This window comes from Pseudogemmobacter faecipullorum, assembly GCF_020539525.1.
Classification (GTDB): Bacteria; Pseudomonadota; Alphaproteobacteria; order Rhodobacterales; family Rhodobacteraceae; genus Pseudogemmobacter; species Pseudogemmobacter faecipullorum.
The window spans coordinates 37049-61934 of record NZ_JACDXX010000011.1 but is presented as its reverse complement, the minus strand read 5'-3'; the positions used below and the strand labels follow the sequence as shown (position 1 = coordinate 61934).

Here is a 24886-nt window from a genome sequence, read left to right as displayed (position 1 = left end):
ATCAGATCACCGCCCGCTGTGCCTGCTCAACATCCTCAAAGCTCGGCTGCAGCTGATGGGGCAGGTTGCCGCGCGCAATCTCTGTCGCAATATTCGGCGGATTACCCTTGATCGTGGCGCAGATAATATCGCAGATCGCCTTCATCAGATTGGCATCCTGCTCTTCGATCTGGTTCAGCCGCGCCGCCACCGGCTGCACCATGCAATAGGCCAGGAAGACGCCGAGGAAGGTGCCGACCAGCGCACCGGCAATCATCGTACCCAGCACCGCCGGCGCCTCATCCACCGAGGCCATGGTCTTGATCACCCCCAGAACGGCAGCGACAATCCCGATCGCGGGCAGGCCATCAGATCCCGCCAGCATGGCCGAGGCGGGGGCTGCAACCTCAGCCTCATAGACCTCGATCCGGCGGTTCAGCACATCTTCCAGCTGATAGGGGTCGTCGAACTGCATCGAGATCATGCGGAAACTGTCGATGATCATATCGCGGGCCGGCTTAAAGGCCAGGATGCGCGGGTAGCGGCTGAAAATGTCGCTCTGCTCGGGGCGCTCAATATGCGGCTCCAGCGCGAGAATACCACGGTTACGGTAGATCCGGGTCAGCTCATACATCAGCTTCAGCAGATCGGCATAATCCGCCTTGCTCCAGCGCGGCCCCTGCAGGGCCCGCAAGAACCCCTTCCAGCATTCGAACATCATGGCGATGGAGTTCGAGATGACAAAGGCCCCGAGCGCGGCACCGCCGACCATCATACCCTCAAAGGGCAGTGCATGGAGGATGATGTCCAGTTTGCCGCCGGAAAGCATAAAGCCCCCGAAGACCAGGCCGACCACCAGGATCAGGCCGATCACAATTGTCATGACGTTCCTCTTTGCACCGCTCCGTTTCATGTATAGATGTCGTTATACATGCTGTAAATATTAGTTGTTCTTGCAAAACAGCCGATATTATTCACGAGAGGCAAGATGTCAGACTTCAACACCCCCATTGTGCGGCTGGTGTCTCCGGCCGAACTTCCGGTCCGGATTCCCGACTGGCCCGAAGCGGTCGGCATCGCGATCTGCCGCGCAGGCGGGCGCATTATTTCCCTCCAGCCCTATCACCTGCAGGAAAGCGGCACCGCGCTGAAACGGCGCCTCGTCGAGGAGGCCGGAGACAGCCTGCGCGGCTTTGCCGTCCATCCGGGACTGAAGGGGCTGCCGGCGGCGAAACTGAGCCCGGCCGAAGATCTGCATCTGCTGAGCGAGCTGGAACAATCGCTGCGCTCGATGCCACGCCTGGTGGAAGAGGTTGCGGATTTCGCGATTAACTTTGAATTCGCCGCCGAAGAGGGGCTCAGCCTCGACGGACTCAGCGATCAGGCGCGCCGCAAGGGCGAGGATCAGCCCGGCAAGGCCAGCGATCAGCTGCCGGTGGGCTATCATGCTTTTGTGAAAAGCGATACCACCAGCGAAGTGATCTCGGGGGCGGTGCTGCGCCCGGTGGGTGCCCAGGGTGTCGATCTGCTCCTGGCCGATGAGAAACAGATCCCGCTTCGCGAGATCCCGCCCGAAGCCCAGGTGCTGGTGCGCGAGGATTCGCTGCGGGTGGCGATCCCGCTGGCCGCGCTGCTGGAAAATGGCCGCCTGCCCCGCGCCATCCGCCTGCCCGCAGGCTCGCTGCTGCCCCCGCAGGGCGATGGCCGTCCGGTCCCGGCCCTGGTGCTGCGCCGGGGCGGCTTTCTGTTCGTCGCCCCCGATTACAGCGCCCTGGCCCATCCGGCGCTGACCGCAGCCTCTGCCACAAAGCGCCGCCGCCTGCCCTGGCTGGCCATTGGCATCGGCGCAGGCGCTGTGGCGCTGGTCGCGGCAATCGCGGCCACCACCCTGCTTTTGCTCGCGGGGGATAATCGCAGGGCAGCACCGCTGCCGCCGGTTGAGGGGCTGCGCGAAAATCTGTTCGCGCCGCGCGCCGGCTGATCCCCCGCCCCGGACCCCGCCCGGGATCCGGGGCACGCATATTCGGGGCGCGCAGATCCGCGCTATTCCAGCGCCGATCCAAGCTCGAGCGTCACCCGGCGGTTGCGCGGATCGGCGGGCTGAAGCGGATCCAGCGGACGGCTCGGCCCGGCGCCGGACACGAGACTGAACCTGGCCGCATCAAGCCCGGCCCGGCTCAGCTCGCGCCGGACTGCATGGGCCCGCATTGACGACAGCTCCCAGCCATCCTCCGCGACCTCATCACCCGCGCCCGAATGGCCGGTGATGCGGATCGGATGCGGCAATGCGATAACGGTCGGTGCCAGGGCCTGCAGCACCAGCTGCAGATTTTCGGACATATCTCCGGCACCCGCCGCGAACATATCACCCTCGCCAAGATCGAGGATATCCACCACCAGCTGCCCCTCAATCTGGCGCACCAGCAGGTTCCCGGCGAGATTGGCCAGTTCGGGCTGGCTTTTCACCGAGAGCAGGAACTGCTCGCCCGCGCGCTCCAGCGCCTCGCCAAGCGGCGCCTCGGCCGGCGCATCGGTTTTGGCATTTTCGGCAAGCTTCGCCCAGGGGTTTGGCGCGCCCTGATCGGCCTGCATCTCCTCGGCGGGATTGCTGAGCACATTCTCATCCTGCGCCACAGCCGAACCCTGCAGAATGCCCTCACCGCCCGGCTGTCCGGCGATATGTTCGGTCGGGGTGAAATACTGGGCGATGCCCTTCAGCTTATTCTCATCTGTGACCGCAAGGATCCACAGCAACAGAAAGAAGGCCATCATCGCGGTCATGAAATCAGCATAGGCCACTTTCCAGTGCCCGCCGTGCCGCTGCGCGTGACCAGGTTTTTTCGAACGGCGGACAATCACCGCCTTGGTATTGGTGGCCATGTAGGAACCCTTCGGCCGGGAAACGGCCCTGACGGAAGAATTCCTACATGTATAAAAGTATTAAATAAAGTATTCTTGCTGGTAAAAACCTCAGCCCCCGTAAATCCCGGGACAGAGGAAAATTTATTCGACCTCGGCGGTATTCCGATCGTATTTGCCGAAGCCGACAGAACGGGCATAGCTCGCCTTGCGTTCTGAATAGCTGGGCGCAACCAGCGGATAGCTTTCCGCAAGCTGATAGGCGGCACGGTAGGCCTCTTCCGTCATCCCATGCTCGGCCCCGAGATGGCGCTTCAGCATTTTGAAGCCCTTACCGCAGCAGAGGCAGAAAATGCGGTCACGTGTGATCGCAGTTTCCGGGGTAAGATTGGGAGAAGGTGGAAGAAGCGGGGCGGCAGCCAAAGCAGTGGCCTGCGCAGGTGAGTCACCCAGTTCAGCCGTCAGACGAGAGGTCAGGGCGACAATACTGTCGACCGTAGCATCCGGCCTGGCCGCGTAGGAGGCAACAATCTGCGCAACAAGCGTGTTCTTTTCCTGCATCGTTAAATCCAACACAATTATCCTGTATATATTAACCTATAAAAAAGAGAACCCATCACTGGTTCGATAGTTCCTTGATATAGATCAAGCTTCCTCTGCGCAATGTTTGGGCACGGCATGAGCTGTCGCATCAGGATTCGCGACAATCCGGCGCACCATTAAGGAAAAATATACATACTATTGAATGTATCGTCTATCCTGAATTTCACTATCTTTTGCCAGACGCGCCCTGGTACGCGCGGTTTCTGCGGGGTAAATTTTCAAAATTATCCATACAATTAAGGATATTGTCGTAAAAAACACATCTGATATGCAGGAAAATGCCATCTGTAAGCGGATTTCAGCCGGAGGCTTTGAGAGATTGCGCAAAGCTTAAGACTTTTTTAAACTATCCATATTCTTCATGCGCCGATAAGGACGTCACTATGATTTTGAACGCGCTGTGGGCAGGGTCTTATGCTCATGTCACAGCACCGCCAGCCTATTGCGAACAACTGGCCCGCCTCACCGGATTGCCGCTCATCTTCCTGCACAGCAACAAATTCGCTCCGAAACGCGGCCATGCCTGCCATGAAGAAACCGAGCTTGGGCTTGAGCTCAGCCTTGGCGATGTCCTCAGCCATGAGCTGGGCCTCGAGGTGCCGGGCGGCGCGATCATCCTGCTGATCGACCAGACCGCCGGTCCTGATCCTGCCGCGCCCGTGCCGCTACAGTCCTTCTCGCTGCTGGCCGAGACGCTTGAAGCCGGAATTCGTAATGAATTCATACGCCAACCTGTTTCCTTGCAGGTCTGGGCCTATCTCAGCCTGACCGATCCGGTGGTGCAGGGAGACCGGCGACTGACCGCGCTGCGCGACATGGCGCTGGAACAGATCTGGGGCTATCCATCGGGCAGGGCGATTATCAGCTTCGAGACCTTTCTCGCTTTGCTGGAGCCTGGTTTTGCCCTGCCGCCGCCCGAGCCCGCGCTCGCCGGCAAGCTGGAAAGCTGCGCCAGTGTCGCTGAATGGCTGGAGCGCCTGCAAAGAGCCTTTGAGCACAGCAGCCAGTGTGACCTCGCCCGTTCGTGACGGCCGCAGGCATGCAAAACATGTATTGTTATTAGTTCTTTATTTATACATGAGTCCATGACAGATTGACCGCAGCAATTGCTGCAGGACCGCATGGCCATTTTATCGACACTCACGCCTGAACTGCAGGTCAGGCTTGCCGCAGCCTGGCGCGATGAGGCTGATGCCGAAGCGCTGGAGCTGCTGATTGAGCCGCTGATGCCGCGCATCCGGCGCGCCGCGCGGCGTTTGTCGTCAGGCCATGCCGAGGATCTGATGGCAGAGGCTATGCTTGCCCTGATCGAGGCCATCGCACGCTGGCCCGGGGCAAGCCACGGCAATCTGGCGGGCTTTGTCTGGCCTGCGGTGCGTGGCGCGATGATCAGCGCCCGCACCCGCGCCCATCTGCCCGTCTCCATGCCCGAGCGCCGCCTGCGCGACGGACTCGCGGGCCGGCTGGGCGAGACGATGCGCGAGAGCTTTGAGGGCCTACTGAGCGACGAGCCTTTCGACGAAAGTCTCAGCCCGGAGCAGAGCCCGGCCAGCGAGGATCTGGCACTGAAGCGCGAGCAGGCGCGCCATCTGCGCACCGCCCTTGCCCGGGCACTGCGCCCGCTCAGCCGGGTCGAGCGCCGCCTGGTCGTCGGGCATCTGCTGCATGAAAGCCAGGCGCTTGAGCAAATTGCCGGACAATTAAAACTCAGCCCGGCCCGCGCCCGTGCGCTCGAGGGAAGAGCCCTGCACAAGATGCGCAACAGCCTGCTGATAAACGGTTTTATGAAAAGCGATCTGGTATGATTTCGCCTGCTGCCCTTCTTTTCCCGGGCCCGGCTGCGGTCTCCGCCCCCGGCAGTCTGCCCGCCGCACCGGAACAGAAACCCGGGCTCTTCGCCGGGCTGCTGCCAGAGCAATCCACCGAGACCCCGGCGCTTTTGCCGGATCCGGAGGCGCTTGCCGCAAGTGAGGCGCTGGCCGCCGGGCTTGAGGCTGAGATCGCAGCCCGCCTGGAGGCAGAGCCGCTGCCGCTCTCCCCTCCGCCGCAAGCCATGCCACTGCCCGTGCCCCTGCCCGAAGAAACAATCTCAGCCGGGGCCGCCCCCGAAGCCAGCCCCGACCTGCCGCCTTCTGACCTGGCCCCCTCCAAAGGCGAGGAACAGGCGGCAGAACCCGTTCCGGTGCTGGCCGCTCCCGCCCCGCTCGCGTTTGCGGTGCCCAGCCCCCTGCCCGACCCCTCCCCGGCCGTGACCGGGGGCGCGACGGATCCCGCGCCGCACTCCGCCGCAGCAGCCCCCCTCCCGGCCTCCGCCCCGAAACCACTGCCCGAACCGGCGGAACCAGGCGCGCGGGCGCCCCGATCTGCCGCCCCCTCCGAAATGCTCCCGCCGGAAATGCTCCTGACCGAAGCCGCCGCGCCGGCAGAGTACGCTTCCGCTCTGGCCCCGCCGCGCAAATCCGCACCCAGCGGCGCATCTTTGCCCGTTACCGCCGCGCCCGCATCTGCCGCAGCCGGGGCCGCGCCGCTGCCAGAAAGCGGTTCCCTCCAGGGCGAGGTCTTCGCCCTGCAGCCGCTGCCCGAACCCGGCCCGCAGCGCAGCGAAACGGCGCAGCCCGCTGCCCCGGCAGCGGCCCCGCAGACCGCCGGCACCGCCTCGCCGCTGCTGCGCAATGTGATGGAGCGGCTGGAACAGATCGAGCAGAGCGAGGGCCGCACCCGGCTGTTGCTGCGCCCTCAGGGCCTCGGCATTCTCGAGATTGAAATCTCACGGCTGACCGACGGGCGGCTGCAGATGGCAATCCGGGCTGAAAACCCGATGATCCTGCAAAGCCTGCAGCAGGAGGCCACGGCGCTGAATGATTTCCTCGGGGCGCGCGGCTTCGACATGGCGGGCGGCGGGCCGGATCTGGGCCGCTATTCGCGGCCGGAAACCGGCAGCGCGGGCGATGAGGCCAAAGAGGCCGGCAACACAGCCGCCGAGCCCCCCGAGACCCCGGCACGGCGCGACCAGCACGGGCCGGGCCTGATCGATATTACCACCTGAAAGGCCGATTGCGATGAGCGTCTCCTCTATTCCTCAATCCATCACCGGCAGCGGCAGCGCCGCGGGGGCCACCAGCCAGCTGGCCTCAGATTACCAGACTTTTCTCAAGCTTCTTGTCGCTCAGGTGCAGAACCAGGATCCGATGGCACCGATGGATTCCACCGAATTCGTCAGCCAGCTGGCCCAGCTGACCCAGGTCGAGCAATCGGTTAAGGTCAACAGCCAGATGGAAAGCCTGCGTCAGCAGCTGGCGCTGAACGGCGCGCTGTCGGAAACCGCGCTGATCGGCCGCGAGGTCACCATGACCAGCGAGACCGTCACCCTCGGCGATGAGGGCAGCAGCTTCCTTTATATGCTCGAAGCACCGGCCACGGCGGTGCAGGCCCAGATCCGCGATGCCGATGGCAAGCTGATCCGGGTGATTGACTCCCTGCCGCAGAGCGAGGGCGCGCTGCATGAGGTGGTCTGGGACGGGCTGACCGATAATGGCACCCGCGCCGAGAATGGCAGCTATCACATCTCGATCGCTGCGGTTTCGGCAGATGGCAGCGAGGGCAGCTATAACAGCTACAGCTCTGGTTCGGTGGTGGCGATTGAATATGTCCAGGGCGCCGCCTGGCTGCAGCTGACCGACGGCCGCCGGGTCAAAAGCGCGGATATCATCCGCGCCCGCTGAGAGGGCGGCGGCGCGGCGCCCGGATCCCGGGGGGCGCGCGCGCCGCACGCGCGCTCAGTCGCCGTAAAGATCGCGCATCGCCCGGCCAATGCCACCCAGCCGGTCGGTATCCTTGCGGATATCCGAGCGGGTCAGATAGATATCAACCAGCCAGGGATAGGCTTGGGCCGCAATCGCCAGCATCGCCTCGCGCATACTCACCTCGGGCGTGTCAGAGGCCTGAACCAGAGGCAGCGAGCTGGCGGTGATCACCAGATCCTCCAGCGCATTGCGCAGCTCGGCGGGATTGTCCGGCCCGTCACTGGTGACAATCTCGGCATCGAATTCCAGCATCCAGCGCGCCTGGCCGCGCGGCGTTGCCAGCTCCAGCGCATAGAGCCCGCCCCGCACCCGTTCGGTCAGCTTGCCGCTTTCCGCCCTGATCCCCTCCGGCGGCGAGAAAACCGCCGCCGCGCGATAGCCCAGAACCAGCCCGGCCAGCAGAATCAGCGCCGCGCCGAGTCGCAGCAGCTGCTGGCGCCGGAAGCGCCGGCTTTTCGGCAGATCCTGCGGCCGCAGCACCACGACCACACGTTTTACTTTGCCCGGCTCTTCGGCTCCGGCGGCGGAAGAGGAGGAGGTATCAGCACCTGCCATCGGATCAGTAGGGCAGGATCACGTCCAGCGCATCCGCACCATAGCGCGGCTGCTGAACACGGCTGAGCTGACCCTTGCCGCCATAGGCGATCCTGGCCTCGGCGATTTTTTCATAGGGGATGGTATTGCTCATCTCGATATCCACCGGGCGAATGATCCCGGCCACGCGCAATTCGCGCAACTCGGCATTGACCCGCACCTCCTGTCGACCAGCGATCACCAGATTGCCGTTCGACAGGCGCTGCACAATCATCGCCGCCACTTTCAGCTTGATCTCCTCGCCGCGCCGGATCGTACCATTGCCGCGAAAACTGTCCGAAGAGCTGAGATCGACCAGCTCGCCCGAGGGCAGCAGATCCTCGATCTGCTCCTCAAGACCAAAGAACACCGGCGCCCCGGCCTTTGTGCCATTCTGCCGGGACCGCGCCGAGGCATTGCGCAGCTCAGCCTCGTCATCAATCTCGATCAGCACGGTCAGAATATCGCCGACTTTCGCCGCCCGCTGATCGCCGAAAAAGCCCTTTGACCCCTGGGCCCAGAGCGAGGCCTGATCGGCGCGTTTCAGCGGGATACGCGGCTCCGGCTCGGGCTGGGGCACGCGGATGCTGCGCGCCTCGGGCATGCTATCGCCATCCAGCACCAGGCCGCTCAGCTGCGGATCGCGCAGCTCATTCACCTTGTCGCAGCCGCTCAGCAGGGCCAGCAGCATCAGGCCGGTCAGAAAACGCCGCCCCGCAGTCAGATCAGTCATTGAAACACCTCAGCCCGGCCATTTCCGAGCGCCACAGCCATTACGGTTTTGCCCGAGCGCAGGTTCTGCACCCGGAGTGTCTCGCCCTCGGCCGCATCTTCCAGCGCCCGCGCCGGTGCGCTGAGCTGCAGCGCCCCATCGCGGAACACCAGCTCGATCTTCTCGCCCCGGCTGGCCGCGCGCGGCGCCTGCAGGGACTGGCTCTGCACCACCCGGCCCGCAGGCAAAAGGCGGCGCACCTCATAGCCGCTCAGCCCCTGCAGATCGGTCACAGCAAAGCGGCCAAGCGCCGCCGCCGGAAAGGCGCGGAACTCAAAATCCTCGGGCCGGAGCAGGCTGCCCGGCGCCATCGCCCGCAGCGGCACCGGCAGATCGATCATCGCAAACACCCGGCCACGCACCGTGACCTGCACGCCGTCCGCCCCGACCAGCAGCGCGGCAAAAGCCGCCCGTTTCAGATCATGCTCAAGCATCAGCAGCTGCTCGGCCTCGCCGGGGCTGCCCGCAGCGAGCTGCAGCTCCAGACGGCTGCCCTCGGGCAGATTGCCCGCCTCGGCGCTGAAAATCGCCTCTTCGATCAGCGCCTCAACCGGCGCAGCAAGCGCCGGCAGGGAAAGGCTCAGAAAAGACAACAGCAGAGCAAACAGGCGCATGGCTCAGCGCACCTGGGTCGCGGTCTGCATCATCTGATCAGCCGTGGTGATCGCCTTGGAATTCATCTCATAGGCGCGCTGCGCGGTGATCAGATCGGTGATCTGCTGGATCACATTCACATTTGAGGTCTCGAGGAAATTCTGCCGCAAAGTGCCAAAACCCTCCTCCCCCGCCTGGGCCAGCATCGGATCGCCCGAGGCCGGGGTCTGGATCAGAAGGTTATTGCCGATCGGCCGCAGCCCCTGCTCATTGACGAAAGCCGCAAGGGTGATCTCGCCCAGCTGCTGCGGCTCGACCGCATCGGCCATCCGCGCGCTGACCACGCCGTCCGGGCTGATCTCGACACTCAGCGCATCCTCGGGCACGGCAATGCCCGGATCGAGCAGATAGCCATCAAGCGTGACAATCTCTCCCTCAGCCGACAGTGAGAAATTCCCGGCGCGGGTATAGGCCATGCTGCCATCGGGCAAAGTCACCTGGAAATAGCCCCGGCCCTGGATCGCCACATCGAGGCCATTGCCGGTTTCGGTCAGACCGCCCTGGGTGTTCAGCCGCACCACCCCCGCCGTCGCCACGCCAAGGCCAATATCCACCCCCACCGGCCGCGCCGCGCCATCGGCGGCGACCAGCGCGCCCTCGCGGCGCTCGCTCTGATAGAGCAGATCCTGAAAGGCGGCCCGGCCCGATTTGAAGCCGGTGGTATTGGCATTGGCGATATTATTCGAGATGACATCGACATTGGTCTGCTGCGCCAGCATGCCCGATGCCGCAATTCCGAGAGCTCTCATCTGTTTTCCCCTTCGCCCGGTCAGGCGCTCTGGCCGAGGCGCTGCAGCGTGCTGCGGCGCAGATCATCATGGTTGCCGGTGACTTTCATCACCTGGTCAAAGCTGCGCTGAATGCCGATCAGCCGCACCATTTCGGTGACCGGATTGATATTTGACCCCTCGAGCGCGCCCTGGATCATCACCGGAGCCTCAGCCGGTTCCAGCGCCACCGGCTGGCCGTTGCGCGGCTGAAACAGGCTTTCGCCCAGCCGCGCCCAGGTCTCGACCCCTTCTGCCGTAAACAGGCCGATCTGACCGAGATTATTGCCCGCCGCATCCGAGATCGTACCGTCGCGGCCAATCGAGGGCGGACCGGCCTCGGGGTCGAGCTGGATCTGGCCGCCCCCGGCATCAAGCACCGGACGCCCGGCGGTGGTCATCAGCAATCCCGCCGCATCAATGACCAGCCGGCCATCGCGGCCAAGCGCGATCTGCCCATCCTCCGCTTCATAGCCAAACCAGCCCTCGCCCTGGATCGCCAGATCCAGAGGATTGCCGGTGGTGGTCAGCGCGCCCTGCGACAGGTCGGAATAGGTGAGGCGGTCATGACCATAGGCGGCGGGCGGGGCCCTGTCGGTCGGCGCCTCGGCCAGCAGGCTTTCAAACACCAGGCGCTGGCCGCGATAGCCCGCCGTGCTGGCATTGGCCAGGTTATGCGCCGTCACATCAAGGCTGCGCTGCAGCCCGGCCGCAGCGGCAAGCGGCAGATAAGCCGTGGTATCCATGACGACATGCCTCATCCTTGTTATTGATGTTGATTTCATGGATTGTGACAAGTATTGCAAGAATAAAATGTGCATTGAAATGATGCAGCTATGACATGAGGCAAGGATGACAGGAAAACGGCGCGGCAAATGGCACAGCTCGCTTCAGGCGGCGCTGGCCATTTATGCGCTGCTCCTGCCCCCCCCTGCCCTGGCACAGGTCGCGGATGCGGCCGGGGCAGAGGATTTCGGTGCCTGGCTGGGCCGCACCCTGCCGCGCCCGCCGCCGCGTCCGGACAGGATCACCTATCGCGACCTGCCGAAACTGCGCCCGGTCTGGCGGGCGCAGAATGAGGCGCCGCGTGAGGCAGAGCTCGCAGCCCTGGCCCCGGCAGCAGCCCCCGCGCCGGGCGAAGGCCCGGCCCAGGCCCCGCCGCCCATAGCCGACAGCGCCCCGCCTTTTGATCCCGCGCTGCAGCCGGCGCCGGAATTTACCCCGGCCACGCCCCTCCCCCCCCCAGCTGCGGCTGAGGGCCGCACCGCCGCAACGGTGAGCCCGGCAGTGACAGAAAAGCTGCCGCTGATCCGCACCGCTGATTTCGCGGCTGGCAATTTCCTGCGCGATCGCGCGGCGCTGCTACAGCAGCTGCAACAGGCCGCGCCAGAGGCCCGGGCCGGGATCTCGCTGGCGCTGAGCCAGATGATGATGGCACAGCTTCTGCTGCCCGAGGCGCGCTCTTTCCACGACCGCGCCCGTGCGCAGGGCCTCGAGGATCAGCCCGAACTGCTGGGCCGCTGGAAAGCAACCGGCATCATGCTCGATATCCTCGCCGGAGCACCGGCTGAGCCGGAAGCCGCGGCGCTGCTCGAAGAGCATAGCCTCTGGCAGCTCGCCGCTTTCGCTTCGGTCAGAAGGCTGCCGGGCGAGACTGGCCCCGCCGGGGCCAGCCTGACCGAGGCGGTCGCCGAGCTGCAGAACCATTCCGAGCCGGTGATCTCGCGCCTGCTGCCAAAACTCTTCGATATGGCGCTGCTACGCGGCGATCACCGCATTGCCGAAGGGCTGCTGCGCGGCGCGCGTGAGGCGACCCGCCTGCCGCAGGAGCCGGTCTATCATCTGATGATGGGGCGGCTGGCCCTGGTCTATGACATGCCGGAACAGGCTTTTGACTATTTCGCCCGCGCCGCCGAAGGCCATGATCTCGCAGCACAAAGGGCGCGGATTGCCATGGCCGATCTAGCGCTTTTGCGCAAAGATCCGAAGCTGCTGCCAGCGCTGCGCGATATTCTCAGCGAGGGCGTCAATCAGTGGCGCCATGATTATGAGGCGCTGATCCTGCGCGCCCGTCTGGCCCAGGTGGCCGAGGATCTGGGTGATATCCCGCTGGCGCTGGATATTATGGGCAAGATCCGCCAGGACCATCCCGGCACGCCCGAGGCCGTGCTGGCGCATGAACGCGGTGCCCTGGCGCTGGCCGCCTTTGCCGCGGCGATCGAGGCTGAGGCGATCAGCCTTGAAACCTATCTGACCACTTTGCGCCAGGTCGAGCCTTTCTACCGCCTCGATCCGGTCTGGCCGATTGCGCGCAAGGCTCTGGCCCGCGCCTATGGCCGCGCCGGGCTGAGCGTTGCCGCCGCCTCGGAATATTCGGCGCTGCAGATCGACCTGAACCGCATTGACGCCCCGGCCCCGCCGGAAAAACAGGCCGCAGAGATCCCGCTGCTCGAGGCCGAGGCCTGGCTGCTCAGCCATAACCCTGGCCGCGCCCGTCTGGCCCTGGCCCGCGAAGGCCTGCCGCGCTTTGAGGAGCTGCAGGGCCGCTATAGCCTCAGCGCCATCGCCGCTGGCGCGGCCCCGGTCACGGCTTTGCCCCCCGCTTTCAGAACCGCCCCCGAGCTGGCGCTTTACGCCCGCAGCGCCAGAGAGGCCGGGCTGAGCCGCGCAGCCTTTGCCGCGCATCAGAAACTGGCCGAAGGGCCGGGCTTTGCCGGCCTGCCCGGCGAGGCGCTTTACGCCGTGCTGACCGCGCATCAGAGCGGCGCCACGCTGCAGGCCACCGAGTATTTCAACGTGCTGCAAAACAGCCAGGAGGGCGCCGCTTTCCCCGAGCGCCGCGCGCTTTTTGCCGCTCTCGACACGCCTATGCCGCTGCTGCAGCCGCTGTCGCATGAGATCAGCGACATCATGCTTGAACGCGCCGGCTCCGCCCGCGATGCGGCCCGGCTGCTGCTGGCACAGCCCATCGATACCGCCCCCGAAGGGCAGTCTGCGCTTTCCCCTGAACCAGGCGCCCCGACCCCGGCCCTGGCCGGGACTGTTTTGCGATGAACCGCCAATATCTGACCAGAAGGATCTGAAAAATGGGAATTTCCGGCGCTATGTCCACGGCCGTTTCGGGCCTGATGGCAAATGCGACCTCGGTCGCGCGGATCTCTGAGAATATCGCCAATGCCAATACGGTCGGCTATAAGCGCACCTTCGCCGATATGGTCACCCAGTCCGTGCCCGGAGCCGGTGCGGTCTCCGGCGTGAAAGCGGTGAATGGCAGCGATATCAGCAGCTCGGGCATGATCAATCCCACCGGTTCGCCCTATGATATGGCGGTCTCGGGCTCGGGCTTCTTCGTGGTGTCGAAAAACCCCGATGATCCGCTTTTGTCCAATTACTTCCTGACCAGGGCCGGTGGCTTCAAGCAAGATGAGAACGGCTATCTGGTGAACAGCGCCGGCTATTACCTTGCCGCCTATGAGCTGGATCCGCAGACCGGCATTGCCGGGCCGGTTGACCGCTCGGGTTTTGGCGGCCTCAAATCGGTGCGCATCGGCGATCTGCAGCTGCCGGCCGAGCCGACCACCGAGGCCAGCGTCTCGGGCAATCTGCCGGCCCAGGAAACCGGCGTCACCCCGCCGGGCGCACCCTTCCTGTCGAGCATGGAATTCTACACCCAGCTGGGCCGCAATGAGAAAATGACCCTGTCCTGGCAGCCGACCACCACCCAGAACGCCTGGGATCTGACGATCACTGACAGCACCGGGCGCACCCATGGCGTGATCAATGTCACCTTCCAGAATGCCGGGGCCACCCCCGGCGCGCCGGAGAGCTATACCCTGGTCAGCAGCGGCACCGGCATGACGGTCAGCCCTGACGGAGAGATTTCGCTCACCGTGAATGCCAATGGCGATGATCTTCCGATCACCCTCTCGCTCGGTAAGCCAGGCACCTATTCCGGAGTGCAGCAGTTCGTCGGCGATTTCACCCCGCAGAAATTCAAGGCCGATGGTTCGGGCCAGACCATGCTGGCGCGGACCGAGACCGATCAGCAGGGCACGATCTGGGGCGTGTTTGAGGACGGGCGGCGCATCGGTCTTTATGAGGTGCCGCTGGCCCAGGTGACCAATCCCGACGGGCTGACGCTGATCGATGGCAATGCCTATCAGGCCGGGCGCGGCGCCGGGGATCTGATGCTCGGCACGGCAGGCAGCGGCAAGAACGGCGTCATCCTCGCCGGGGCGCTTGAAAGCTCAACCGTCGAGGTGGCGACCGAGCTGACCGATCTGATCCGGATCCAGCGCGCCTACTCCTCGAATGCCAAGATCATCACTGCAGCCGATGAAATGCTGCAGGAGATCAACAGTCTGAAGCGCTGAGCGGGGTAGCGGATCATGGGCATTTCCAGCGCCTTTAATATCGCGACCGCGGGCCTGCGCACCACCGCGCTGCAATCGGATCTGGTGGCGCGCAATATCTCGAACGCCTCGACCGAGGGCTATACCCGCAAATCCGCGGATCTGGTCACCCGGCATGGCACGGTGGCGGTGGCCGGTATCTCGCGCGAGGTGAACTCGCTGCTTGACCGGCTCGACCGTGGCAACCGTTCGGAACTGGCGCGCAGCCAGACCCTGGCCGAGGGGCTGAAAAGCTATACCGATCTGCTCGGCCAGCCCGATGATGCCACCTCGCCCTCGGCCGGGCTGAATGAGGTCTATAATGCGCTGATCACCCTGTCGGGCAGCCCGAATAATCAGGCGGCGCAGCAGGGTACGGTGGAAATGGCCAAGGGCCTGGCCCGTCAGATCAATGATCTGGCCCAGGTCGCCAATGCGCTCAGCAGCGAGGTCGATCTGAACATCCGCTATGATGTCTCGGATCTGAATGACCGGCTGACCCGGATCGGGCAGATCAATATGCGCCTGATGCAGACCGGATCGGGCGGGGTTGAGGGCGCGGAGCTGCTCGATGAGATGGGGCGGCTGCTCGATCAGGTGTCCGGCTATATGGATATCCAGATCACCAGCTCACCCGATGGCGCGGTCAGCGTCTATACTGCCGGCGGCACCGAACTGGTCCAGGGCCGGCGGGTCAGCACGCTCAGCTATGAGCCCGGCACCGGCAGTCTGCGCGCCGGCGATACCGATATCACCCCCGGGCGCAACGGCAACCGCGGCTTCAGCTCGGGCAGCCTGGCCGGGCTGATGGAGCTGCGCGATACCGCCATTCCAAAGATCCGCGGCGAGCTTGACGGCTTTGCCGCCGATCTGATCGCCCGGTTTTCGGCCGCCGATCCGACCCTCGCCCCCGGCGCGCATGGCCTGTTCACCGACAGCGCCCTCGGCACGCCCGGCCTCGACAGTTCCGGCCTTGCGGCCCGGCTGATGGTGAACCGCGCCGCCGATCCGGCCCTGGGCGGCAATGCCGGGCTGCTGGTCAGCGGTTTTGGCACGGCCACCACGCTCGAGCCTGGCTCCTCCACCATTGTCAACGCTCTGATCAGCAGCATTGACCAGCGCCCGGCCGGGGGGCAGTCGCTGGCCGAGCGCGCCGCCAATATGGTCGCGGGCCAGCAGCAGATGCGGGTTTCGGCCGAACGCGCGGTGCAGTCGGCCGAGCTGTCCGGCGCCACGATCAGCGCCTCACGCCAGAATCTGCAGGGCGTGAATGTCGATGATGAACTTCAGGTCCTGATGGTGATCGAGCAGAGCTATGCCGCGAATGCCAAGGTCCTGTCCACCCTGCAGCAGATGCTGGATTCACTGATGGATGCAGTCTGAGGAGCCCTGATATGAGCACGATCTCTACCATTTCAACGCTGCAGAAATCCCTCAGCAGCCGCCAGGCCATCGCCGAGCAGGACCGCCTCGTCAATCAGGCCCGCCAGGAGCTGGTCACCGGGCTGAAGGCCGATGTCTATGCCGATCGCAGCTTCCGCGCGGCCCAGACCCTCGATCTGCGCAACCGCATGGACCGCACCGAGGCCTTTGCCACCTCAAACCGCCTGCTGCAGGGCAGGCTGGGGATCACCTCGGGCCTCGTCTCCGGGGTCCGCAGCAGCCTGCAGAGCTTTCAGGCGCTGAGCCTGTCGCTCAGCCTCGGCACCCAGAGCCGGGATGTGCTGCAAAGCGAGGCCCGGGCGCTGATCAAGGGCATCACCTCGCAGCTGAACACGGTCTATGACGGGGAATATCTGTTCTCGGGGCAAAATACCCAGGCCGAACCCCTCGCCCTGCCCGACAGCCTGGCCGAGGCGCAGCTGCCCCCAGGCGCGAGCGCGAGCGATGCCGCCAGCCAGATCGCCGATCTCGATGCCTGGTTCGGCCTGAACGGGGCGCCGCTCTCCACCCCGAACTATTTCACCTCATCCTATGGCGGCTCGGACATTTCGGCCAATGCCCGCCTCGATGAGGGCACGACCCTCGAATTTGGCATGAATGCCGGCGATGAGGCGGTGCGGCATATGCTCAAGGGGCTGATGATGTATGCCCAGACCGATGTCGACAAGCTGAGCGATCCCGCCGCCTTCCGCGCCTGGGTCGATGAGGCCAATGCCGCGCTGAGCAAAGGCATCTCCGGGCTGCAGTCGCATGAGGTCATCCTCGGCAATCAGCAGAATTTTGTCGAGGATATGATCGGGCGCCAGGAAAATCTGCGCGGCATCTATAACAACCGCGTCGTCGATATCGAAGGCGTGGATGGCTATGAGGTCGCCTCGCGGCTCGAGGCGCTCAGCGCCCAGCTCGAAGCCAGCTATGCGGTGACGGTAAGGCTGAAAAACCTGTCGCTGCTGAATTTCCTCTGAAATGAGGAAAGCCCCTGCGCGGTACCTGCCCCCGGGCCGCGCAGGGATATCTCAGTTCACCTTGAGATTGACCAGATTCTGGTCCCCCGGCAGGCGCGAGCGCTCGAGGATGATTTTCGAGATCGCCTGAGCGCGCACCTTGTTCATTTTGGCAAGGATCGGCCCGGAATCGCGCTCAGCCATGGCCGCGATCACCAGAACCGAAACCTCAAGATCCGCATCCGACAGGATCGCCGCCGCATCGGCCGGTTTCATCGCCCGGTAAATCCGGACCAGCCGCGTCACATCCTCGGTGTGACTGGCTTCGGCCAGACCAAGCAGCCGCTCGATCTCATCTTTCAGCTGGCTCAGCTGCTGATCCTGCGCGCTCAGCGCGGCGGCGGCAAAGGCCAGCTCGGCCTCGCGCTTATCCAGCGCCAGCGCCCGGCGGTTCAGCGCCGCGCGCTCGGCCGCAACCGCGGCCAGCAGTTCGGGCAACACCGCGCCCGCCGCCCCATCACGGCTTGATTCCGCTGCATTGACCTCGGGCACCGGCTCGGCGCCCGGAGCCACTTCTGCGCCTGCCTCCGCCTCCGGCGCTGGCGCTGGCGCTTCCGTTGCCACAGGCTCGGGCAAAGGCCCTTTCACGAATTCCTGCGCTGCCAAGGCGCCGGAAATGCCAAGGCTGATCGCCATCGAGAGCAGCAGCGGGGCCTTTGATGCAATGCGTTTCATCCTTCAGCCTTCCTGCCGCATCCGGGCTGCAGCAAAGAAGCGGCGCACCAGATCCTGCCGCTCCGTCGCAGGCTTTGCCGGTTCCGGCGCGGCCCGCAAACCGGCCTCACTCATCCGGTCGGTCTCGCGCCGGATCTCAGCCACCGAGCGTTCCGACTGCTCGACCGCATCACAAAAAGCCTGCAGCGCCGGGGCCAGCTCGGCTAAGGCCGCCTGCAGCCGGGCAATCCGCCGGGCCAGCACCACACCCCAGACCAAAGCGGCGGCCAGCGCCGCGAGGATGACGAGATCAATCAGTAAGGATATCATCATCCTCTCCCTCTGTCGGCTCGCCGGCCTCGCGGGTGATGCGCATCGCCAGCCTGCCATTGCGCCGCCGCCCGGTCGCGCCATGCAAGATGGCACGCTCCGAGCAGATCAGGCTGGCCTCATGATCCTCGGTAATACCCAGATCGATCACCGCGCCGGGCTGCCAGCGCAAAACATCGGCCAGCGGCAAGCTCAGCCGGTGCAGCTCGGCGGTCAGCGTCATGCTCGCCCCCGAGATATGGCCAGCGAAATGATCGCGCCAGCCGATATCGCGGCCCAGCTCCTCGCCAAGGAACATCTTGCCCAGCTGCGGCCGCATCGGCTCAAGCGTCTGCATCGGCAGCAGGATCGAGACCCGGCCAGGCAGCAGGCCAATCTGCACCTGCATCTCCAGCACCGCCGTGATCGCATTGCCATTATGGAAGGAATTGATCTGCGCCGGGGCCTCAACCGCATCAGGGGTGAAATTCACCTCGACGATCCGGCTGATCAGCTGCGACAGCTGGCTGAGACTGTCCTGGATCAGCCGGTGCGCGAATGCCTTTTCCAGCGTGCTCGGCACCCGGCGCAGCACATCGGCGGGGCCGGGCTTACCACCCAGCATCGAGCCGATCGCGCCATGCAGGAAAGCACCGTCGAAAGCGATGGCAATATCGCCGCCCTGGCTGCTGGCGGCGATGGCGGCCACACCGAATTCATCCAGCGCCTCAACCGCCCGGCCCCAGCTCTGATAGCTGAGCTTATGGCTCGTGGCCTCGCAGAGAAATCCGCCCTGGCTTTTCAGCATTGGCGCATAGCTGGTGACGAGGCGACCGAAGATCACCTCGAGCATCGGCAAAGGCTCATAATTGGCCGAGGCGCGGGCGATGATCTCTTCTTCCAGCGGCAGGGCCGGGCTCAGCCTCAGGCTTTCAAACCCTTCGGTCACGCCCGCCTCGCTGCCGGTCTGCAGGCCGGGCTCTGTCAGATCAATCGAGCTCATTGCAGCACAAAATCCTGAAGCAGAATGCCGGTCGGCGCATCCGAGCCCGTGACCAGCCGGGCGCGGCGCAGCAGTTCGGCCCGCAGATCGGCGAGGCCCGCGCTGCCATAGACATCATTCTCATGCAGCTGCGACAGATATTCGATAAAGCTGTCGCGGATCGCCGGCAGATGGCTGGCCATATCCGTACTATCCTTGCCGCTGTTCTCCGCCGCGACATAGAGCAGCGTTGGCTCGATCACCAGGAAGCGGCTGCGCTTTTCGCTCAGCGCCCCTGAGGCGGCGACATTGACGGTGATCCGGCCGAGCGGCAGCAGCGCCTGGCCCTGCTCGGCCCGGCGCACATCAAGATTCAGCGCCTCGGAGGGGCTGTCCTGCTGCATCCGCCACAGGCCCATGCCGGCGGCAATCCCCGCCAGCAGCAGAACCAGGCCGCCCACCAGGATGCGGCGCCGGGTCACAGTTCTGCTTCTGGCACCTGCTGATGCCTCTGCTGTCTGGCCTGCGGCCATCGCTTCGCCCTTTCCTCAGAGGCCGATCCCGGGGCCAGCGGCCACAGGTCAGGCAAGTGAAAGTTAACCGTCTATTTACTCCCGCATATTTCAAGAATAACAAGAATAGCAAGATCAAGATTACCTATACTTGATAGACAACACCGAACCAGGCCGGGATGGGGCAGGAATAAGGGCTGATGAAGCAGATCATCGATAATTTCATGGCCCTGGGTCCGAAACGACTGACCATTCTCGGCCTGACCGGCCTTGCCATTGTCAGCGTGCTGATCTTCGGCCTCTCGGCCGTGCTGGCCCCGGTCTACCGGCCGGTGGCCGGCGATCTCAGCGCCTCTGAGGGCGCAGCCATGGTCCGGGCGCTGGAACAGGCCGGCTATAAGCCCCGCATTTCCGAGGATGGCAGCCTCGTCAGCCTGCCCGAAGGCGATCTCGCCCGCGCGCGCATGACCCTGGCCGAAGCCGGTGTCGCCGCCGAGGGCCTGCCGGGCTGGGAGCTCTTCGATGAGCAAAGCGGCCTTGGCATGAACACCTTCCTGCAGCGGGTCAATCGCCTGCGCGCCATGGAGGGCGAGCTGGCACGTTCGGTCCAGACCCTGGATGTGGTCGAAAGCGCCCGGGTGCATCTGGTGCTGCCCGAGCGCGAGGCCTTTGCCTCGGACCGCCCCGAGCCTTCGGCGGCGGTGATCATCCGCACCAAACGCGGCATGGAGCTGGACCGCCGCCAGGCGATGTCGGTGCGCTCGCTGGTCGCAGCCGCTCTGCCCGGCCTTGCGCCGGGGCGCGTCACCGTGCTTTCGGCCTCGGGCGAAACCCTGCTGGCCGCCGAGGGCGAGGCCACCGATGCCTCGGGCAGCATTCATGCGGCGCGCATCGCCATTGAGGACCGCCTGGCGCGCAATATCGAGCAGATGCTCAGCGCCCGGGTCGGGGCCGGTAATGTGCGGGTGCGGGTGGCGGCCGAGCTGGCCACCGCGCGCGAGGTCATCCTGAAAGAAAGTTTCGATCCCGAAAGCCAGGTGGCGCGCCAGACCCGTTCGGTCTCGGAAGCCGCCTCCAACCAGGAGGGCGATGGCGAAAGCGTCGATGTGATGAACAATCTGCCTGGCGGGCTGGGGCTCGGGGAAAACGGCAGCACGCGCTCGGAAAACCGCGAGCGCGCCGAGGATGAGACCCGGTTCGAGATCGGCTCGACCCGGACCGAAACCGTGATCGAACCCGGTGCGATCCGCCGCCTCTCGGTCGCTGTGCTGGTCAATGGCACCACCAGCGCCGAGGGCTATCAGGACCGCAGCGCCGATGAGCTGGAACGGCTGTCGCAGCTGGTGCGCTCGACCATGGGCTTTGAGGAGGCGCGGGGCGATTTCGTCACCGTCGACAGCCTGCAGTTCATCGAGGATGGCGGCGTGCCGCAGTTTGAGCGCGCCAATACCCTGGCCGAGGATCTGCTGGCCTATCTGCCCGGCCTGCTGCGCTGGCTGATTGCCCTGGCGATTGTCGCGATCATCGTCTTCTTCGCCATCCGTCCGGCCCTGGCACGGCTGACGCCGCGCGCGCCCGAACCGCCCGAACCCGCCGAAGAGCTGCCGGGCGAAAGCCCCGCCGAGGCGGTCGATCAGAAGGCGGTCAGAAAAGCGCTCGACCCTGCCTCCCCCGCTGGCGAGACCGATGAGGCCACGGACAGTGATCAGGAAGAATTCGTCTCGCTGGCTCTGGTGCGCGGCGCAGTCACCCGGCGACATCTCGAAAGCCTTGGCGCCCTCGTCGAAAGCGAGAATGACGCGGCTCTGCGCCTGATCCGGGTCTGGCTGCATGAAAAGAGCTGATCATGCTGAGCTTTGAATTTACCCGCGATTTCGACCGCGAGATCGAGGCGGAAACCGCCTCGCTGGCCCAGGCCCGCCGGGCCGCAACCCGGCCGCAGATCAGCCCCGAAGAGCTGGAGGCGATCCGCGCTGCGGCTTTTGCCGAAGGCCAGGCCGAGGGGCTGAAACAGGGTGTGGCCGAGGCCGAAGCCCGGCTTAACGCCGGGTTCGAGGCACAGATGAGCGAGACCCTCGCGGCTTTGCTGCCCGGGCTGACGGCGCTGCGCGAGGCGCGCGCCGCGCATCACGCCGGGCTGGAGCGCGACCTGCTGCGCCTGATCCATGCCCTCGCCGCCCGGCTTCTGCCCGAGATTTTCACCGCCTTCGCCCCGGCCCGCATTGCCGCTTTCTGCCGTGATGCGCTGCGCATGGCCGAAGGCCCGGGCGGGCTGGAACTGCGCCTGCCCGAGGCGCTCTGCCCGCAGATTGAAGCCGCGCTGCAGGGCGCGCTGACCGCCGAAGGCGCGCCGGTGCGGCTGATCGCTGATCCCGGACTTTCCCCCGGCATGGCGCTGGCCAGCTGGGACCAGGGCCGGGCCTCGCATGACGAGGCCGGGCTGCATCAGGCCCTGCTCGCCACCCTGGCCGGGCTGAGCGACTTTTCCAACCCCATGGCCGATCTTGCTGACAGGAGCTGACAGATGACTGATTTTAAAGCCGATCTTCTGAGCGAGGCCCTGGATGACCAGCAGCCCGCCAGCAGTGCCGAGGGGCAAAGCATCAAGGCGATGCTGAATGTCGGCCTTGATGTGCAGATCGTTCTGGGCCGGGCCCGTATGCCGATCAGCCAGATGCTGGCCTTGTCGCGCGGCTCGGTGATCGAGCTCGACAAGAAAATCGGCGAGCCGGTGGATGTGATGATCAATGACCGCCTCGTGGCGCGCGGCGATCTGGTCAAGGTCGGTGAGAACCGCATCGGCGTGACCCTGACCGAAATCGTCAAAGACTATCTGTCCGCATTGTGATGCGCCGGGCCGTCCTCAGCGCCTGCGCCGCCGTTCTGCTGCTGGCAACGCCACTGGCCGCGCAGGATATGTCGGGGCTGGTCAGTGGCCTGGCCGAGGCTCTCGGGGCCGAGGCCGGTGACAGCGGGCCGCTTTCAGGCCGGATCCTGCAGCTGGTCGGCATCATGACCGCTTTGTCGCTGGCGCCGGGGCTGCTGGTGGTGATGACCTCTTTCACCCGCTTCGTCATCGTCTTCTCAATGCTGCGCTCGGCGCTTGGCCTGCAACAGTCGCCGCCGAATATGGTGCTGACCGCGCTGGCTTTTTTCATGACGCTTTTTGTGATGCAGCCGGTGTTTGATGAGGCCTGGACCGAAGGGCTCGAGCCGCTGATCGCCAATGAAATCACCGAAGAGATCGCTCTGCCGCGCATCGCCGCCCCCTTCCACCGCTTCATGCTGGCCAATACCCGCGACAAGGATATCGGCCTGTTCTTGTCGATGTCGGGCCGCAGTCTGCAAAGCCCGGAGCCCGGCGCTGCCGGGGCGGCACCGGGCACGGCACCGGGAGCGGCCACAGAGGCCGGCGCAGCGCTGCAGCCCGATGAGAATACCCCCTGGGGGGTGCTGGTCCCGGCCTTCATGATTTCCGAGCTGAAACGGGCCTTTACCATCGGCTTTCTGATCTTCCTGCCCTTCATCGCCATCGATCTGATCGTCTCTTCGGTGCTGATGGCGGCGGGGATGATGATGCTGCCGCCGGTGATGATCGCTTTGCCGTTCAAGATCATTTTCTTCGTGCTGATTGACGGCTGGTTCATGCTGGCCGGCTCGCTGATGCAATCCTATTCAGGCTATTAACAGGGCCGGTTCTGATGAAATATGTCCCCGAACATGTGGCGCTGAGCGGCGTCGAAAAAGCCGCTGTGCTGTTTCTCTGCGTCGGCGAGGAGCGCGGCTCGGCGCTGATGCGCCAGCTTGATGAGGCCGAGATCCAGAAAATCACCCAGGCCATGTCGGTGCTGGGCACCATTCCCGCCTCGGTGGTGGAGGCGGTGATGGTCGAGTTTTCGGCCGGGGTTGCCGGGGCCAGCGGCGTGGTCGGCTCGTTCGATATTGCCGAAAGGATGCTGGGCAATTTCCTGCCGCGCGAGAAAGTCTCAGAGATCATGGCCGATATTCGCGGCCCGGTTTCGGGGCGAAACGTCTGGGAAACCTTTGCCACGCTCAATGAGCAGATGATCCATACCTATCTGGCCGGCGAAAGCGACCAGGCCGTGGCGGCGGTGCTGAGCCGGGTCAAACCCGATATCGCCGCCCGGGTGCTGCCGCTGTTCCCGCGTGAGCGGATGACCGGCATCGTCTCGCGGATGATCGCGCTCAAGGGCCTGTCGCGCCATGTGCTGGATATTCTGGAAGAGACGCTCGAGCGCGACTTTCTGCGCGCCGCCACCCGCCGGGCCGGGCCCGATCCGCATCAGCGCATCGCCGATATGTTCAACAAGCTCGACAGCCAGGTGTTTGAGGATATTGCCGAAACCCTGGCCCAGCAACAGCCCGCCGAATTCGCCTCGATCAAGCAAAAGATGTTCACCTTCGACGATCTGGCCCGGCTCGATCAGAACAGCCTGTCGCGCCTGATCCGCTCTTCCGAAGGCACAGTGGTGCCGCTGGCGCTGCGCGGCGCCAAAAAGGGGATCCGCGACCGCTTTATCGACGCCCTGACCACCAGGGCGCGCGAAATGCTGCTTGAGGAAATGGCGGCGCTTGGCCCGGTGCGCTCGCGCGATGCGCGGGAGGCCCAGGACAAGCTGATTGATATTGCCAATGATCTGGCGCGTCAGGGCCTGATCCGGCTGCCGACCGAGGATGATCACCTGCTGACCGAGGCCTGAACAGGCGGCCCGAACAGGCGGCCCGAACAGGCGGACTGAAGCAGGCGGACTGAAAGACGCCGCCCTCTCTGCGCCAGGCGGCTCAGGCCGCCTGCAGGGCGGGCACGGTCATCCGGTAGCCCCGCCCGGGCACGGTCTCGATATAGGCGCCACAGCCCGGGCGGATCCGGGTCATTTTGGCACGCAGCCGGCAGATATAGACATCGATGATCTTGTCAAAGGGCGGCAAAGCGCAAAGCGCATAGAGCGCGTCATAGATCGCCTCTTTCGCCACCACCCTTTGTGCATTCAGCATCAGATGCCGCATGATATCGTATTCGCGCGCCGAAAGCCGGATCTCTTCGCCATGCAGGCGGGGATGGCGGCCATCGAGATAGAATTCCAGCGCCCCGACCGTCAGCGCCCCGGCGCTGACCCCGTGCAGACGTCGCGAGACGGCCGCAACCCGTGCCATCAGCTCGCAGCCCGCCACCGGCAGGGCCAGCACATCATCGGCGCCCGCATAGATCAGATCGGCGGTCTGCAGCGCGCTGACCCCGGGCATCAGCACCAGAACCGGCCCGGTAAAGCCGAGCGAGCGCAGCTGCCGCAGCATGGCGCTGTCGGCCGGACCGGCCAGAAAGACCGGCAGCTGATCATTCCGCGCCAGTCGCGTCGCGCTGGCCTCAAGCGCCGCACGCTCAACCGGGATCAGCTCCAGACCCGCAGGAGGCTGACCCGAGAAAAGCCCGGCTTGTCCGGGATTATACAGGAGGGCGCGCATGGCTACTCACGAATGGTTCTGAAGACGAAAGATGCCAGACCCCTTTCACACAAGAATTTACATCAATCAATACATGTATTAATTCGTTTATACTTGA

General features: G+C 64.7%; 27 protein-coding genes. 14 read left to right on the top strand and 13 right to left on the bottom strand.

The genetic code is table 11. The features are described from left to right. Window position 1 precedes the first annotated feature (1 nt). Window positions 2-862, bottom strand: coding sequence for a flagellar motor stator protein MotA (gene motA, locus H0485_RS12810; RefSeq protein WP_226936153.1), 861 nt, complete (start codon window positions 860-862; stop codon window positions 2-4). Window positions 863-967: 105 nt separating this feature from the next. On the opposite strand from motA, the gene H0485_RS12805 reads away from it, so the two are divergent. Then, a complete protein-coding gene (locus H0485_RS12805; RefSeq protein ID WP_226936151.1) occupies window positions 968-1960 on the top strand; it encodes a hypothetical protein in 993 nt (330 codons plus the stop codon). 62 nt (window positions 1961-2022) lie between these two features. Here H0485_RS12805 and H0485_RS12800 read toward each other — a convergent pair whose 3' ends face one another. Together H0485_RS12800 and H0485_RS12795 are read right to left on the bottom strand one after the other, a co-directional pair. Further along, on the bottom strand, window positions 2023-2859 hold the full coding sequence (locus H0485_RS12800; protein ID WP_226936149.1) for a flagellar motor protein MotB: 837 nt from the start codon (window positions 2857-2859) through the stop codon (window positions 2023-2025). A gap of 123 nt (window positions 2860-2982) precedes the next feature. Beyond that, entirely contained in the window at window positions 2983-3414 is a 432-nt protein-coding gene (locus H0485_RS12795) for a MucR family transcriptional regulator (protein WP_226936147.1), read from the bottom strand. Window positions 3415-3824: 410 nt separating this feature from the next. Between H0485_RS12795 and H0485_RS12790 the strand changes: the two genes are divergently transcribed. The 4 genes from H0485_RS12790 to H0485_RS12775 all read left to right on the top strand — a co-directional run bounded on the left by H0485_RS12790 (window position 3825) and on the right by H0485_RS12775 (window position 7163). Next, window positions 3825-4469: a hypothetical protein gene (locus tag H0485_RS12790; RefSeq protein ID WP_226936145.1), complete on the top strand. Its 645-nt coding sequence runs from the start codon at window positions 3825-3827 to the stop codon at window positions 4467-4469. Between the two features lie 93 nt (window positions 4470-4562). After that, a complete protein-coding gene (locus H0485_RS12785) occupies window positions 4563-5246 on the top strand; it encodes a sigma-70 family RNA polymerase sigma factor (protein ID WP_226936143.1) in 684 nt (227 codons plus the stop codon). Next, window positions 5243-6487, top strand: a complete 1245-nt coding sequence (locus tag H0485_RS12780; protein ID WP_226936141.1) for a flagellar hook-length control protein FliK — start codon at window positions 5243-5245, stop codon at window positions 6485-6487. Before H0485_RS12785 ends, H0485_RS12780 begins: the two co-directional genes overlap by 4 nt. A 13-nt stretch (window positions 6488-6500) precedes the next feature. After that, window positions 6501-7163 carry a flagellar hook assembly protein FlgD gene (locus tag H0485_RS12775; protein ID WP_226936139.1) on the top strand — a complete coding sequence of 221 codons (663 nt, stop codon included), beginning with the start codon at window positions 6501-6503 and terminating at the stop codon, window positions 7161-7163. 54 nt (window positions 7164-7217) lie between these two features. Here the strand turns inward: H0485_RS12775 and H0485_RS12770 are convergent, their stop codons facing one another. From H0485_RS12770 to H0485_RS12750, 5 genes are read right to left on the bottom strand one after another with little or no spacing between them, the layout of a single operon-like run. Then, window positions 7218-7799, bottom strand: a complete 582-nt coding sequence (locus H0485_RS12770; RefSeq protein ID WP_226936138.1) for a hypothetical protein — start codon at window positions 7797-7799, stop codon at window positions 7218-7220. A 4-nt stretch (window positions 7800-7803) separates the two neighbouring features. Next, window positions 7804-8550, bottom strand: a complete 747-nt coding sequence (flgH, locus tag H0485_RS12765) for a flagellar basal body L-ring protein FlgH (protein WP_226936136.1) — start codon at window positions 8548-8550, stop codon at window positions 7804-7806. Continuing rightward, the gene (gene flgA, locus H0485_RS12760; protein ID WP_226936134.1) at window positions 8547-9203 is read right to left on the bottom strand and encodes a flagellar basal body P-ring formation chaperone FlgA; all 657 of its coding nucleotides are present in this window, start codon (window positions 9201-9203) and stop codon (window positions 8547-8549) included. The genes flgH and flgA overlap by 4 nt, the downstream gene beginning before the upstream one ends. Window positions 9204-9206: 3 nt before the next feature. Next, window positions 9207-9992, bottom strand: a complete 786-nt coding sequence (gene flgG / locus H0485_RS12755; RefSeq protein WP_226936132.1) for a flagellar basal-body rod protein FlgG — start codon at window positions 9990-9992, stop codon at window positions 9207-9209. A gap of 20 nt (window positions 9993-10012) precedes the next feature. After that, entirely contained in the window at window positions 10013-10756 is a 744-nt protein-coding gene (locus H0485_RS12750; RefSeq protein WP_226936130.1) for a flagellar hook basal-body protein, read from the bottom strand. A gap of 106 nt (window positions 10757-10862) precedes the next feature. Between H0485_RS12750 and H0485_RS12745 the strand changes: the two genes are divergently transcribed. From H0485_RS12745 to H0485_RS12730, 4 genes are read left to right on the top strand one after another with little or no spacing between them, the layout of a single operon-like run. Further along, window positions 10863-13064, top strand: coding sequence for a hypothetical protein (locus H0485_RS12745; RefSeq protein WP_226936128.1), 2202 nt, complete (start codon window positions 10863-10865; stop codon window positions 13062-13064). Window positions 13065-13096: 32 nt separating this feature from the next. Continuing rightward, the gene (locus H0485_RS12740) at window positions 13097-14383 is read left to right on the top strand and encodes a flagellar hook protein FlgE (RefSeq protein ID WP_226936126.1); all 1287 of its coding nucleotides are present in this window, start codon (window positions 13097-13099) and stop codon (window positions 14381-14383) included. A 15-nt stretch (window positions 14384-14398) separates the two neighbouring features. Further along, a complete protein-coding gene (gene flgK / locus H0485_RS12735) occupies window positions 14399-15784 on the top strand; it encodes a flagellar hook-associated protein FlgK (RefSeq protein ID WP_226936124.1) in 1386 nt (461 codons plus the stop codon). A gap of 11 nt (window positions 15785-15795) precedes the next feature. Next, window positions 15796-16809: a flagellin N-terminal helical domain-containing protein gene (locus H0485_RS12730; protein WP_226936122.1), complete on the top strand. Its 1014-nt coding sequence runs from the start codon at window positions 15796-15798 to the stop codon at window positions 16807-16809. Between the two features lie 51 nt (window positions 16810-16860). Here H0485_RS12730 and H0485_RS12725 read toward each other — a convergent pair whose 3' ends face one another. From H0485_RS12725 to H0485_RS12710, 4 genes are read right to left on the bottom strand one after another with little or no spacing between them, the layout of a single operon-like run. Beyond that, on the bottom strand, window positions 16861-17523 hold the full coding sequence (locus tag H0485_RS12725; protein WP_226936119.1) for a MotE family protein: 663 nt from the start codon (window positions 17521-17523) through the stop codon (window positions 16861-16863). Between the two features lie 3 nt (window positions 17524-17526). After that, window positions 17527-17835, bottom strand: coding sequence for a hypothetical protein (locus H0485_RS12720; protein WP_226936117.1), 309 nt, complete (start codon window positions 17833-17835; stop codon window positions 17527-17529). Beyond that, window positions 17813-18814: a FliM/FliN family flagellar motor switch protein gene (locus H0485_RS12715; protein WP_226936115.1), complete on the bottom strand. Its 1002-nt coding sequence runs from the start codon at window positions 18812-18814 to the stop codon at window positions 17813-17815. Before H0485_RS12715 ends, H0485_RS12720 begins: the two co-directional genes overlap by 23 nt. Then, the gene (locus H0485_RS12710) at window positions 18811-19275 is read right to left on the bottom strand and encodes a flagellar basal body-associated FliL family protein (RefSeq protein WP_226936112.1); all 465 of its coding nucleotides are present in this window, start codon (window positions 19273-19275) and stop codon (window positions 18811-18813) included. Before H0485_RS12710 ends, H0485_RS12715 begins: the two co-directional genes overlap by 4 nt. 230 nt (window positions 19276-19505) lie before the next feature. Between H0485_RS12710 and fliF the strand changes: the two genes are divergently transcribed. From fliF to H0485_RS12685, 5 genes are read left to right on the top strand one after another with little or no spacing between them, the layout of a single operon-like run. Next, entirely contained in the window at window positions 19506-21149 is a 1644-nt protein-coding gene (gene fliF, locus H0485_RS12705) for a flagellar basal-body MS-ring/collar protein FliF (RefSeq protein ID WP_226936110.1), read from the top strand. Between the two features lie 2 nt (window positions 21150-21151). Continuing rightward, window positions 21152-21826, top strand: coding sequence for a FliH/SctL family protein (locus tag H0485_RS12700; protein WP_226936108.1), 675 nt, complete (start codon window positions 21152-21154; stop codon window positions 21824-21826). Window positions 21827-21829: 3 nt separating this feature from the next. After that, window positions 21830-22153 carry a flagellar motor switch protein FliN gene (gene fliN, locus H0485_RS12695; protein ID WP_226936106.1) on the top strand — a complete coding sequence of 108 codons (324 nt, stop codon included), beginning with the start codon at window positions 21830-21832 and terminating at the stop codon, window positions 22151-22153. Further along, window positions 22153-22992 carry a flagellar type III secretion system pore protein FliP gene (locus H0485_RS12690; RefSeq protein ID WP_226936104.1) on the top strand — a complete coding sequence of 280 codons (840 nt, stop codon included), beginning with the start codon at window positions 22153-22155 and terminating at the stop codon, window positions 22990-22992. Before fliN ends, H0485_RS12690 begins: the two co-directional genes overlap by 1 nt. A 14-nt stretch (window positions 22993-23006) precedes the next feature. Further along, window positions 23007-24026, top strand: a complete 1020-nt coding sequence (locus H0485_RS12685) for a flagellar motor switch protein FliG (protein WP_226936102.1) — start codon at window positions 23007-23009, stop codon at window positions 24024-24026. A gap of 82 nt (window positions 24027-24108) precedes the next feature. Here the strand turns inward: H0485_RS12685 and H0485_RS12680 are convergent, their stop codons facing one another. Then, on the bottom strand, window positions 24109-24789 hold the full coding sequence (locus H0485_RS12680; protein WP_226936100.1) for a response regulator transcription factor: 681 nt from the start codon (window positions 24787-24789) through the stop codon (window positions 24109-24111). Window positions 24790-24886: the final 97 nt, after the last annotated feature.